The organism is Vagococcus vulneris (genome assembly GCF_003950515.1).
Classification (GTDB): Bacteria; Bacillota; Bacilli; order Lactobacillales; family Vagococcaceae; genus Vagococcus; species Vagococcus vulneris.
This window is the reverse complement of sequence record NZ_NGJS01000001.1, coordinates 46,804-59,157: the sequence shown is the minus strand read 5'-3', so window position 1 is coordinate 59,157 and position 12,354 is coordinate 46,804. Positions and strand designations below refer to the sequence as shown.

General features: G+C 34.7%; 14 protein-coding genes. 1 reads left to right on the top strand and 13 read right to left on the bottom strand.

What is annotated here, in order from left to right; all coding sequences use genetic code 11:
- The 10 genes from glyQ to CBF37_RS00260 all read right to left on the bottom strand — a co-directional run bounded on the left by glyQ (window position 1) and on the right by CBF37_RS00260 (window position 8,268).
- Window positions 1-900, bottom strand: a complete 900-nt coding sequence (gene glyQ / locus CBF37_RS00305) for a glycine--tRNA ligase subunit alpha (protein ID WP_125982814.1) — start codon at window positions 898-900, stop codon at window positions 1-3.
- Between the two features lie 256 nt (window positions 901-1,156).
- A complete protein-coding gene (gene recO / locus CBF37_RS00300; protein WP_125982813.1) occupies window positions 1,157-1,957 on the bottom strand; it encodes a DNA repair protein RecO in 801 nt (266 codons plus the stop codon).
- Between the two features lie 51 nt (window positions 1,958-2,008).
- Window positions 2,009-2,911, bottom strand: coding sequence for a GTPase Era (era, locus tag CBF37_RS00295; protein WP_125982812.1), 903 nt, complete (start codon window positions 2,909-2,911; stop codon window positions 2,009-2,011).
- Between the two features lie 13 nt (window positions 2,912-2,924).
- Complete coding sequence (locus tag CBF37_RS00290) at window positions 2,925-3,320, bottom strand: diacylglycerol kinase family protein (protein ID WP_276309123.1); 396 nt, start codon at window positions 3,318-3,320, stop codon at window positions 2,925-2,927.
- Complete coding sequence (gene ybeY, locus CBF37_RS00285) at window positions 3,304-3,780, bottom strand: rRNA maturation RNase YbeY (RefSeq protein ID WP_125982810.1); 477 nt, start codon at window positions 3,778-3,780, stop codon at window positions 3,304-3,306. The genes CBF37_RS00290 and ybeY overlap by 17 nt, the downstream gene beginning before the upstream one ends.
- On the bottom strand, window positions 3,781-5,976 hold the full coding sequence (locus CBF37_RS00280; RefSeq protein ID WP_125982809.1) for an HD family phosphohydrolase: 2,196 nt from the start codon (window positions 5,974-5,976) through the stop codon (window positions 3,781-3,783).
- Window positions 5,977-5,999: 23 nt separating this feature from the next.
- On the bottom strand, window positions 6,000-6,962 hold the full coding sequence (locus CBF37_RS00275) for a PhoH family protein (protein ID WP_125982808.1): 963 nt from the start codon (window positions 6,960-6,962) through the stop codon (window positions 6,000-6,002).
- Between the two features lie 108 nt (window positions 6,963-7,070).
- Window positions 7,071-7,514, bottom strand: a complete 444-nt coding sequence (locus CBF37_RS00270) for a GatB/YqeY domain-containing protein (protein ID WP_125982807.1) — start codon at window positions 7,512-7,514, stop codon at window positions 7,071-7,073.
- A gap of 23 nt (window positions 7,515-7,537) precedes the next feature.
- On the bottom strand, window positions 7,538-7,714 hold the full coding sequence (gene rpsU, locus CBF37_RS00265; protein WP_009490206.1) for a 30S ribosomal protein S21: 177 nt from the start codon (window positions 7,712-7,714) through the stop codon (window positions 7,538-7,540).
- Window positions 7,715-7,827: 113 nt separating this feature from the next.
- Entirely contained in the window at window positions 7,828-8,268 is a 441-nt protein-coding gene (locus tag CBF37_RS00260; RefSeq protein ID WP_125982806.1) for a Fur family transcriptional regulator, read from the bottom strand.
- Between the two features lie 88 nt (window positions 8,269-8,356).
- Here CBF37_RS00260 and CBF37_RS00255 point away from each other — a divergent pair, with 88 nt between their 5' ends.
- Window positions 8,357-9,190, top strand: a complete 834-nt coding sequence (locus CBF37_RS00255; RefSeq protein WP_125982805.1) for a pyruvate, water dikinase regulatory protein — start codon at window positions 8,357-8,359, stop codon at window positions 9,188-9,190.
- A 33-nt stretch (window positions 9,191-9,223) separates the two neighbouring features.
- Here CBF37_RS00255 and CBF37_RS00250 read toward each other — a convergent pair whose 3' ends face one another.
- From CBF37_RS00250 to hslU, 3 genes are read right to left on the bottom strand one after another with little or no spacing between them, the layout of a single operon-like run.
- Window positions 9,224-10,099: an aldose 1-epimerase family protein gene (locus CBF37_RS00250; RefSeq protein ID WP_240626633.1), complete on the bottom strand. Its 876-nt coding sequence runs from the start codon at window positions 10,097-10,099 to the stop codon at window positions 9,224-9,226.
- A 22-nt stretch (window positions 10,100-10,121) separates the two neighbouring features.
- Complete coding sequence (gene codY / locus CBF37_RS00245) at window positions 10,122-10,916, bottom strand: GTP-sensing pleiotropic transcriptional regulator CodY (RefSeq protein WP_125982804.1); 795 nt, start codon at window positions 10,914-10,916, stop codon at window positions 10,122-10,124.
- Window positions 10,917-10,945: 29 nt separating this feature from the next.
- Complete coding sequence (hslU, locus tag CBF37_RS00240; RefSeq protein WP_125982803.1) at window positions 10,946-12,346, bottom strand: ATP-dependent protease ATPase subunit HslU; 1,401 nt, start codon at window positions 12,344-12,346, stop codon at window positions 10,946-10,948.
- Window positions 12,347-12,354: the final 8 nt, after the last annotated feature.

Sequence of the window (12,354 nt, the reverse complement as noted above, 5' to 3'; positions counted from 1 at the left end):
TTACGCTTCCTCCTTAGATTTATTTTGTAACAATGGAAATCCTAATTTTTCACGTTCAGCAACAAAGGTTTTTGCTAACTCTCTTGCCATATTCCTGATTCTTGATAAATACCCCGCGCGTTCTGTTACTGACACAGCTCCTCGTGCATCAAGTAAGTTAAACGTATGACTGCACTTCAAGACAAAATCATATGCTGGATGGACTAATCCTTTCTCAATACATCGCTTTGCTTCTGTTTCGTACATATTAAATAACTTCAGCAACATACTTTGATCACTCTCATCAAAAGAATAAACTGAATGTTCGTATTCAGGTTGAACAAAAATTTCGCCGTATTTAACACCATGTGTCCATTCTAAATCATATACACTTTCAACATCTTGAATATATGATGCCAAACGTTCTAATCCATAGGTTAATTCAGATGTTACCGGATGACACTCAAGTCCGCCGACTTGTTGAAAATAAGTAAACTGAGTAATCTCCATGCCGTCAAGCCAAACTTCCCAACCTAATCCAGCACAGCCCATTGATGGATTTTCCCAGTTATCTTCAACAAAACGAATATCATGTTTCAACGGATCAATACCCAAAACTTTTAAACTTTCTAAATACAATTCTTGAATATTTAGAGGAGAGGGCTTCATAACAACTTGAAACTGGTGATGTTGGTAAAGTCGATTGGGATTGTCTCCATAACGTCCATCAGCTGGACGACGAGAAGGCTCAACATATGCAGCGTTCCACGGCTCTGGTCCGATTGCTCTTAAAAAAGTATATGGACTCATCGTCCCCGCTCCCTTTTCCGTATCATATGCTTGCATCAACATGCAGCCTTGGTCAGACCAGTATTTTTGTAAGGCTAAAATCATTTCTTGCACTGTTAACTTTTGACTCATCTTTTTTCCTCCTAAATTTCATACAAAAAGTCCCTATGTTTTAGTATACTCTTATACCAAAACATAGGGACGAAAATATCGCGGTTCCACCCTACTTCCGATGTTACTCGGCAGCTTCATTTATTTTACTCCAGAGTGCCTTCATCTACCGTTCTCATCACGGCTTACACTATCCCGTGTCGCTGATATTAATCGACAGTGATTACTCATTCTCTATCTGCATAAATAATATTATGATTAAGTCCATATTAAAGAGTTAGCGATGATTTGTCAATCTTTTATTTTTTTCGGGTAATTTCATTGTATTTTCCCAATTCTTCATTTGATCAATAAATCTTTTACTTTTTAGATGAATACCAACATAATCTTCATATAAAGTATCTATATTCTGTCTTATCTTTTGCTTTATCTCATCACTAAGATTAATGTTATTAATTTGTGAGTAGCGAATTGAAGAAAATAACTGCATAAAATAAACTGAACGGCTATCAAAATGAGAACGACGCTCATCGCGAGACCAATCTTTTTCACATAAGAGACCATGATATGAATCAGAGTAGTCAAACGGTCCCTGTGTTTCACCACAGACAGCGCAACAATTCCAATTAATTTGAATACCGAATCGCTGCAGCAATTGTATTTCAAAAATAAAAGATATCACTTCGGGATCATAACCATTATTTAATAAATCAAGCGATTGCTTTGCAAAGCCATAGAGCGCCGCATCATTTTGATTATCATCAACTGCCGCATCAACTAGATTTAGTATATAAGTAGCATATGCTGATATAAAGATATCACTTTGAATAGTCCGATATGGCGTCACCTCTTTAACTCCATTCAAAAACGAAAGTCCTTCATCTTTTAAATCCATGATAAATTCTGCTTCCGTAAACGGTTGAATTGCCGCAGTTAATGGATTATTTTTTTGATGAGCACGTCTCACAAAAAACATACGTTTACCATGTGTTTCAGTGAACAACTTAACTAGTTTATCCTTCTCGCGATAATCTTTTGCAAACAAAACTATTGCTTTTGATTCTATCTGCCGTCCCATCTGATCACCTCTTATTCTAAAAATAAAAACACGGGGATATCCCCCATGTTTTTAATAGTCCATTTCGCGATACCCAAAGTTTTGCAAGTCTTTACGCTTATCACGCCAGTTTTTCTGTACTTTAACCCACAACTCTAAAAATACTTTGTTTCCTAAAAGATTTTCGATATCTTTACGCGAACGAGTACCTATTTCTTTAAGCATTTTACCACCTTTTCCAATGATAATTCCCTTTTGGCTGTCTCTTTCGACAATAATTGTCGCTTGAATATGGACCTTATCGTATGGATCACGTTGCATACTCTCCGTAACGACTGCAACAGAATGAGGAATTTCTTGCTCTGTTAACTGCAATACTTTCTCACGAATTAATTCAGAAACAATAAAGTATTCGGGATGATCCGTCACCATATCAGCTGGATAATATTGAGGCCCTTCAGGCATATGATCAACCAAAACATTTAGCAAGTTTGGTACGTTATTCCCCTCTGTTGCAGAAATTGGAATAATTTCTGTAAAATCAAATTGTTGGCGATAATCGTCAATGATTGGTAAAAGTTTGTCAGGATGAACAGTATCAATTTTATTAATTACAAGGTAAACCGGTGCATCAACTTTCTTTAAGCGCTCAATGATAAAATCATCTCCGCCACCACGCGGTTGGTCCGCACTAACCATAAATAAGACAACATCAACTTCACGTAATGCACTATATGCAGTTTCTACCATGAAGTCTCCTAATTTACTTTTAGGTTTATGAATACCCGGTGTATCAATAAAAACTAATTGAGCATTATCAGTCGTATATACACCCTGAATCTTATTTCGTGTTGTTTGTGCTTTATCACTCATTATTGCAATTTTTTGAGCGACAATTCTATTTAACAATGTTGATTTACCAACATTAGGACGACCAACAATTGCTACAAATCCTGACTTAAAATTTTCTGTCAAAATATATTTCCTCCTAATAAAACAATCTATTTAAAAGTTTAGGTACTAAAATAATTAAACCGATAATCAATGCTCCAATTGAAGTAACCAACACTCCACCAGCAGCAATATCTTTTGCTCGCTTTGCAAGTATATGATGCTGACCATTTGTGGCTAAATCAACAGTTGTCTCAATAGCCGTATTCAACATCTCTGACGTTAAGACTGCTGATAAACATCCGATAATTATGCACCACTCAACCAATGATATTCTTAAAAAAGTACAAAGGACTATGACAATAAGGGAAATAAATAGATGATATCTCATATTTCTTTCGGCCTTTATGACCGTAACAATTCCAGCTAGAGCATGTTTCACTGACTGAAAAAAAAATCGGTTTTTAAAATGATTATTATCGTTCAAGTCCATATTCATCTAGTATCTTTCTTTGTAAGTCAAACATGACTTTTTCTTCTTCAGCTGTCATGTGGTCATAGCCATTTAAATGTAAGAATCCATGAACTACTAAAAACCCTAATTCACGTTCAAACGAATGATTATATTCTTTCGCCTGTTCATCCACTTTTGGAAAAGAAACAACGATATCACCAATATCTCTCGGTATGTCAAATTCTGACAAATCAAACATAAGCTCCTCATCCCCATTATCTTCAATGGCAAAGCTTATCACATCTGTTGGCATATCCTTACCGCGATATTCTTTATTAATTTCTTGAATTTGCTGGTTATTAACAATAGTTACAGACATTTCTGTATTATCAGATAATTGTAGCTCACTGCTTTTACCAGCAAAATTTAAAATATTAACAATTAATTCCTTGCGTGGCTTGGATAAATAATTTGATTCATCTATTAGCGTTATATTCATTTAATCTTTACGCTCCTCTTGTTCTTGTTTCATTTTTTCAGCTTCAGATTTCATTTTTGGATATTTAATTCTTGAGTGGAACGTACTACATAAACCATTAACAATACTGTCCTCGACTATTTGCAATTCTTTCAAAGTAAGTCCAGAATCCAGCAATTGACCATCTTCAATTCGAGAACGAATTAACTCATGAACAAACTCACGAATCTTATCATTGGTCGGGTGACCCATAGCTCTAACAGCAGCCTCAGAGCTATCCGCAATATTAACAATTGCTGCTTCACGGCTTTGCGGTATCGGACCAGGATAACGGAAAGATGCTTCTTGTGTATCTGGTTTTCTTTCTTGTTCTTTAATATAAAAATATTTCATTAAAGTCGTTCCATGATGTTGTTGACAAACATCAATTACAAACTGAGGCATATTGGCCTCCTTTAACGTTTTGACTCCATCCGTAACATGACCAAAGATGATTTCTTTACTATCAGACGGTAATAAAAAATTATGCGGATTTTCTGCACCATCTGGTAAATTTTCAACGAAAAAGTTAGCATGTTTTATTTTACCAATATCATGATAGTAGCAAGCAACACGTGTCAGTAGGGATCTTCCACCGATTTCTGCCACAGCATTTGCACTAAGACTCGCCACCATCATACTGTGGTGGTATGTTCCCGGAGCTTCCTCTAATAATTGTTTTAAAAGAGGGTGGTTTGGATTACTTAATTCATTTAACACAATCACACTGTCGTCATTGACCAACACTTCAATATAAGGATATAAACCAATTGATAAGACGAAGGAAAATATACCACTAGCAACTGCTAAGAATAATGTTGTGATAGTCTTGCCATCCGTAATCCCCATCCCTTGATAAGATGTTAATCCCAACATGAACAATGTCGGTACAAAAATAAGTAAAAATGAAGCTGATTTTAATTGAGTGTTTATTCGATTTTTATTTAAAAAACCTGCAATACCTCCACAAAAAGCATAGAATAGGCAGATTGCCAACAAAGAAGTTGTTCCAGCAAAACGATAAAAAATAAATATTGAAAATACGGATTGAAAAATTGTTAATGTTAGACTCCACTGTCGATTTACAAAAAGGTTAACCATCAACGGAACAAAAGCTGCAGGGAAAATTAAAGCTACCGAACTCATACTGTTCTTTTGAAAGAAAAAAATTGTTTTCATAATTAAAATTGAAATTAATGTAGCAGCTGCATACATTGTCAAAACTTTAACTCGATCACTTTCTTTTTCACGATATAATAAATATGAAATAATAATCAATTGTACAAGCAACGTTACAGCCACTGAAATAATGGGATAAAGTGATGTTGATTGAGTATTTAAACCGAGCAGTTTAATTTTATCCATTGCTTTTGTATCAATTTGTTCGCCTTCTCGTACGATAATTTCACCTTGATAGATCATTACCGGCTGAACATTATTTTTGGCACTTTCTCGCATCTTTTCTGTCGCTTTATCATTTGCAACTTCATTAACAACTACTGTCCTATCAACAATACTCTTGATAATGTCTTGAAGTGAGTTAGATACATTTAAATACTGTATCTTGCCCGTTGCTGAATTTTTTTCCATCTGTAACGTTGAATTTCTAATCTTCTTTGACATTGTATCCTTAATAATTTGTTTACTCTCAGTTGCTACGCTTTTTAAATCATCTTCAGAAAGATTCAAAAGCTGTTCATAAAAACTATCCGGGAATGTTTGAAAATAAGCAATATCATTCTGACTTAATTTCTCGAATTTAGATTTCATTTTAGGCAATTTCTCTTCAACTGTTAAACGATTAACAGTCTTTTTATCTTTTGCTTTATCTAATTCAGCTTTATACTCACTCTCTGATTCATCGTTAACCTGAGTCACCATTTGAAACATTTTATCCAATAAAGACTCTTGCTGATCAGCTTTGTTAGGATCATACGTGTACTCTGGTGATACACTTTCCATTGCTAATCTCTGCTTTTCTTCTGTCTCTGTTCTGTTTTCAACTGTTTTATTTGCACGAATAGTTTCTTCAGCTAACTGTCCTACTTTAAATGTAACGACTTTATGTCGCACACTACCTAAAATAATAAGAAAAATCGCCGCAGTTAAAATAATTAACACAATCGGTATGTAATGCTTTCCTAATCTTTCAGGTATTTGTCTAAGCTTTGCAGACATTTTTGAGGCCTCCTAATTTCTAACTACTTTTCTTCCTCATATGCTTTAATGATTTCCGCTACAACCGGATGTCTTACAACATCTTCAGCTGAAAATTCGATAAATTTTAATTTTTTTAAATTTTTCAAAATTCGTTCAGCTTTTATTAACCCACTATCGCTGATTTTTGGTAAATCAATTTGTGTTTTATCACCATTAATAATCATCTTAGATCCATAACCTAGTCTCGTTAAAAACATCTTCATTTGGGCATTCGTGGTGTTTTGTGCTTCGTCCAAAATAACAAAAGATTTATCTAAAGTACGACCTCTCATGTATGCTAATGGTGCAATCTCAATAACGCCACGTTCCATTAAACGAGCCGTGTGCTCCATACCCAATATCTGATACAAGGCATCGTAAATCGGTCTTAAATAAGGATTTACTTTTTCTTGAAGATCACCGGGCAGGAAACCTAGACTTTCACCAGCTTCTACTGCCGGACGTGTTAGAATAATCTTATCGACTTGTCCATTTTTTAGTGCAGCTACTGCCATAACTACTGCTAAAAAGGTTTTTCCAGTTCCGGCTGGACCTATACCGAAAACAACATCGTTTTTCTTAATGCTGTCGATATATAGCTTTTGATTTGCATTTTTTATGCGTATCGGCTGCCCTTTTGCATCTTTGATCAATGTGACTTCATATAAATTCAAAAAAGACGTTAAATTATCAGCTTGACTCATCTTAATTGCGGTAACTAAGTCTTGCTGGTTGATTTTATGACCTCTTTTAATTAATTCCATTAAGGCTTTTAAAATACTGTGTGCTTGTTTTACATGTTGCTGTTTCCCTTCAAGATGGATGACCTCACCTCGACTTGAAACAATAATGTCCAAGTAATCTTCTAAAAGATTAAGATGTGCATCTTGCGAACCAAACAGTTCATTTAAATCAACTGTATCATTAATAATAATATCTATACTTGTATTATCAGGATTACTCAAAAACTACAACTCCTTTTCTACTCTTCACTTGTAAATAATACCACATAACTTGGATATCACCAAGAAATGAACAAAAAAGACAACGAGTAAACTCGTTGTCTTATCGGATTATGATATTAATTCTTTCACTAAAACATTGACATGTTGCCCATCCGCTTTACCTCTGACCTTTGGCATTACAGCACTCATAACTTTCCCAAATTCTTTCATTGATGAAGCACCAGTTTCTGATATAACTTGTGTTATAATTCTTCTTAATTCATCATCTGTTAATTGTTCAGGTAAATAACGTGAAACAACAGCTAATTCAGCTTCAGTTTTTTCTACCAAGTCATCACGACCTGCCTTTGAAAATTCTTCAATTGAGTCTTTTCGTTGTTTCACTTCTCGTGACAACACCGTTAACTCCTCATCAACGATTAACGGCTCGCCTTTTTTAATCTCTTCATTTTGTAAAGAAGATTTCATCATTCGTAAAACAGAGAGAACCTCTCTGTCTTTGTTTTTCATCGCTACTTTTATATCACTATTTAACTCAGTTAACAGTGTCATAATATCAGATCCATTCATTCAAACTAGTATTTTTTACGTTTTCTTGCAGCTTCAGACTTTTTCTTACGCTTAACGCTTGGTTTTTCGTAGAATTCGCGTTTGCGGTACTCTTGTAAAGTACCAGTTTTTGAAACGGAACGTTTGAAGCGACGAAGAGCGTCATCTAATGATTCGTTTTTACGAACAACAGTTTTTGACATGTAAAATCCCTCCCTCCAAACAATGTGGTAACCGTTTTTTATATAATACAAAAAAAATAAGATTAAACAAAAAACTGTTCGTTACATATTATAACGTAATTCACTAAACTCCGTCAACAAGTCTTTTGTTTTTTTGCACATTTATCACATTTACCAAATATTTCAAAACGATGTGACTCAATCACGCATCCTGGCAACTGCTCCTTAAAATAATCCATCGGACATAAATGAATTTCTCTCGTTGCTCCACAACTAGTGCATATAAAATGATGATGGTGGTGATCTGCACAAGTATCACAGTGAAAACGATATTTTTTTTCACCGTTTAACTCCGTTTCTTCTAATATACCAATTTCAGTAAAATCGCGTAAATTTCGGTAAACCGTATCATAACTCATTCCTTTATATCGTTCATTCATCCAAACAAATACTTCAATCGGTCCAACATAGCGATCTTCGGCAGCTAAAAATGTGACAATATCTTCTCGTCGTCTCGTATACTTAAACCCACTCTGCTTCAAAACATCCATTGCTGTCTTTATTCTTTGATCCATAATTACACTTCCAACTCTTGAATATTTTATTTTTATTATATGCTATAATATGACGAAAGTAAAAATATGACAAGGAAGGTCGACCAGAATGACAGACAAATTAATTAATATTTACATTATTTCCGATTCTGCCGGCGAAACAGCAACAAAGTTGGCAAAAGCTGCAATTGCACAATACGAGACTTATCCGATTAAATTTGAATTATACCGAAGTACGTTTGTTGAAACCCTAGATGCGTTAGAAAATGCGTTAGACGAAGCAAAAGAACTAAATGCAATGGTCATCCAAACTCTGATATCAGAAGAATTAGTTAAATTCGCAAATGAATTTTGTTATAAAAATGAAATATTTCGTTTAGATCCATTATCACCACTAATTAATGAATTAGCAGTCCGCTCTTTAGAAAAACCGGCACGAATCCCAGGCGCCACCCACTTTCTAACCCCAGACTATTTCAACCGAATGAGCGCAATGGAGTTTGCCGTGAAGTATGATGACGGTAAAGACGCTAAAGGTTTTTTAGAAGCTGACATTATCTTACTCGGAGTATCTCGCACGTCTAAAACACCACTGAGCCTGTTTTTAGCAAATAAAAACTTTAAAGTGGCTAACTTACCCTTGATTCCTTCCGCACATATTCCAAAACAACTTTGGGAAGTTGATCCAAAGAAAATTGTTGGTCTAACCAATGATCCGGTAATTCTAAATAACATCAGAAAAGAACGCATGCGATCTTACGGTTTAAACCCTGATACTGCTTACTCTGCGATGGAAACAATTCATCAAGAATTAAAATTTGCTAATGATTTATATGCAAAACTTGATTGTTTAGTTATAAATGTCGCACAAAAGTCGATTGAAGAAACTGCTGCAATTATCTTAAGTGAGCTCGGTTTAGAAAACCATAATTATTATAGCTAAAATACCGCCCAGTAAATACTGAGCGGTATTTTTTTAAAAAATTTCTATATCATATCTTGCAGTAAATAATTCATCAGGAGGCAAGTGATTAATTCCAAACTTGTCCGTTAAATAACCATTAGCATCCAGTGTATCAGCAATCCCCCACCATGGTTCAATACATAGAAATGGTGCATCTTTCTCATATGGTGACCAAAAGCCGACAAACGGTGCATTGTGTGTAACTAATTTTACACCATGATGTGTTAAATCAGATTTAATCGAAAATTGATTTTCCTCAATTGTTCTTAGTATAATCGCATCATTTTTAAATAAATCTCTCGTCACAACAATATTCGTGTTAGTTTGAGCTAACGTTGCACGATCTAAATTAATAAAAGAATCCTTTAAAGGCAGTACTGTACGGCTTTTTGAAGGATAAAAATCTAAATAGTAATCTTCAAAAGTTGTGCCAGATACTAATGGAACATTGAATGCTGGATGTCCGCCGATTCCAAAGAATATTTCGTTATCTAAACTATTAACTTGATACTCAACTGATAGCATTGTTTCATTTAATTGATAACGAATCATTAATTCAAAAGAAAATGGGTATTTGCTTAACGTTGTCTTATTGCTTTGCAAAACAAATACAACAGATGACGCTGTTTTTTCAATAACTTCAAACGTCATATCTCTAGCAAATCCGTGTTGTTCTAATTGATATTCTTTTTCATTAAAGGTATATGAATCATTTTTTAAACGACCAACAATTGGGAATAATACAGGAGCATGGCGACGCCAAAATCTCGGATCTCCTTGCCAAATGTACTCTATGTCTGTTTTTTTCATTTTAAAACTGATTAATTCTGCACCATCAACTTTAAATTCTGCTTGACAGAATTCATTCTTCAGCAACACATTCGACACTGCTGATCACCCTCTCATCATCTTAAATTAACGTGGTCTCCTCCAGTTCGCCTTTAAAAAAGCGATTGACTATCTTTATATATGTCCCTTTCATCCCTAATGAACGCGACTCAATTACACCAGCAGATTCAAGCTTTCTTAACGCATTAACAATCACTGACCGAGTGATACCTATTTTATCAGCAATTGTAGATGCTGTGATACGTCCTTCAGTTCCCACTAGTTCATCAAATATTGCTTTTACGGCTTTAAGTTCACTAAATGAAAGTGTTTTAATTGCCATTTGTACTGCTGTTTTTTCGCGCAACTCTCCTTCAAGATCTCGTGATTGCTGATATAAGATCTGCATACCAACGACTGTCGCACTATATTCGGCTAAGACTAAATCATCTGCACTAAACTTTCTGCCTATACGTCCTAGTGCTATTGTTCCTAAACGTTCGCCTGCACCGTAGATTGGTATGATTGTTGTATACGCATCATTAAGTTCTGAGCGTAATTCAATTGGAAAAACAGTACTATCACTATTTATTCCGATATTTTCTTTTGTCATCGTCAACTGACTAATCAATTGAATATAGTCGTGCGGTAAACGTTGTTCACGCAGCATGTCCTGCACACGTTCATTATTAATGTTATGTACAATCATAATTCCTTTCATACTACCCAGACGATCAACAATGTAAACATTACAGTCTAAAATATCACCTAAAGTAGCAGCAATTTGGGAATATGGTAAATCAGAATTAAGCGTTAACGCATTTTCTCGTTGCAATAACTCATTTATCATTCTTGTTTTACTAAGTAATGACTCCATAACACAGTCTCCCCCTATTCGACGATAAACTATAGGATATAGCGGCTCAAGTCATCATCTTGAGCAATTTTATCTAATTTTTCATTTACATAGCTTTCGGTAATTGTAATATCAGCCATTTGCATATCTGACGCTTCAAACAATAAATCTTCAAGTAATTTTTCAAGAATTGTATGCAGACGCCGTGCGCCGATATTATCTGTTTCATTATTTACTTGATAAGCAATTTCTGCAATTCTTTCAATAGCTTCTTTGGTAAATGTAATATTAATATTCTCAGTACCTAGTAATGCAACGTATTGTTTAATTAAAGCATTATTTGGCTCTGTTAAAATACGTACAAAATCTTCTGCTGTTAAATCGCTTAATTCTACACGAATTGGAAAACGGCCCTGTAACTCAGGAATTAAATCACTTGGTTTACTCAAGTGGAAAGCACCTGATGCGATAAATAAAATATGATCCGTTGAAATCGGTCCATATTTAGTATTCACTAATGAACCTTCTACAATTGGTAAAATATCACGCTGAACGCCTTCTCTTGATACTTGACCTTGATTATCAGATTTTGATGTAATTTTATCAAATTCATCAATAAAAATAATACCGCTATTTTTTGCAAGTTTAATAGCATCACTATGAATATCAGCATCGTTTACTAATTTTTCTGATTCTTCATTAATTAAAATTTCTCTTGCCTCAGCAACGGCAATCGTCCGTTTTACCTTTTTCTTTGGTGTCAAAGCATTAAGTGTGTCACCTAAATCAATCCCCATTTGTTCCAACCCATTATTCATTGCAGGAGTCTGTTTTTTTTCTTCAACTTCAATAGTTATTTCTCTATCTTCTAGTTGTCCTTTTTCTAATTGAGATTGAACTGTTTCACGGCTCACACGAATTGAATCATTTACTTCTTCTTTCTCTTCTTCTTGACCGCTATTCTGGAAACCGTTCATCATTTGCATCATCATATCAAATTGATTTCCAGATTGTTTTTTCTCTTTCTTAATACCGGGAACTAATAATTTAACCAAGCGTTCATCGGCTTTCTTTTTGGCTTGTGCATAAACTTGACTATACTTTTCCTTCTTAACAATCAAAATACTTGCCTCAACTAAATCACGAACCATTGATTCAACATCACGGCCGACATATCCAACTTCCGTAAATTTCGTTGCTTCTACTTTTACAAAAGGAGCTTTAACGATTTTGGCTAAACGGCGAGCAATTTCTGTTTTACCAACCCCTGTAGGTCCAATCATCAGTAAATTCTTAGGAGTAATTTCCTGTTGCATGTTTTCATCTAACTGCATACGACGGTAACGATTTCTCAACGCAACTGCAACCGATTTTTTTGCTGTTCCTTGTCCTACAATGTACTGATCTAACTCAGTTACTATTTCTTTTGGTGTTTTATGGATTGAATTCATTATGCTAA

Bases quoted from the DNA above. Each gene is read 5' to 3' on its own strand.
- glyQ (WP_125982814.1), bottom strand. From the start codon at position 900: ATGAGTCAAAAGTTAACAGTGCAAGAAATGATTTTAGCCTTACAAAAA.
- recO (WP_125982813.1), bottom strand. From the start codon at position 1,957: ATGGGACGGCAGATAGAATCAAAAGCAATAGTTTTGTTTGCAAAAGAT.
- CBF37_RS00290 (WP_276309123.1), bottom strand. From the start codon at position 3,320: ATGGACTTGAACGATAATAATCATTTTAAAAACCGATTTTTTTTTCAG.
- ybeY (WP_125982810.1), bottom strand. From the start codon at position 3,780: ATGAATATAACGCTAATAGATGAATCAAATTATTTATCCAAGCCACGC.
- CBF37_RS00280 (WP_125982809.1), bottom strand. From the start codon at position 5,976: ATGTCTGCAAAGCTTAGACAAATACCTGAAAGATTAGGAAAGCATTAC.
- CBF37_RS00270 (WP_125982807.1), bottom strand. From the start codon at position 7,514: ATGACACTGTTAACTGAGTTAAATAGTGATATAAAAGTAGCGATGAAA.
- rpsU (WP_009490206.1), bottom strand. From the start codon at position 7,714: ATGTCAAAAACTGTTGTTCGTAAAAACGAATCATTAGATGACGCTCTT.
- CBF37_RS00260 (WP_125982806.1), bottom strand. From the start codon at position 8,268: ATGGATCAAAGAATAAAGACAGCAATGGATGTTTTGAAGCAGAGTGGG.
- CBF37_RS00255 (WP_125982805.1), top strand. From the start codon at position 8,357: ATGACAGACAAATTAATTAATATTTACATTATTTCCGATTCTGCCGGC.
- codY (WP_125982804.1), bottom strand. From the start codon at position 10,916: ATGGAGTCATTACTTAGTAAAACAAGAATGATAAATGAGTTATTGCAA.
- hslU (WP_125982803.1), bottom strand. From the start codon at position 12,346: ATGAATTCAATCCATAAAACACCAAAAGAAATAGTAACTGAGTTAGAT.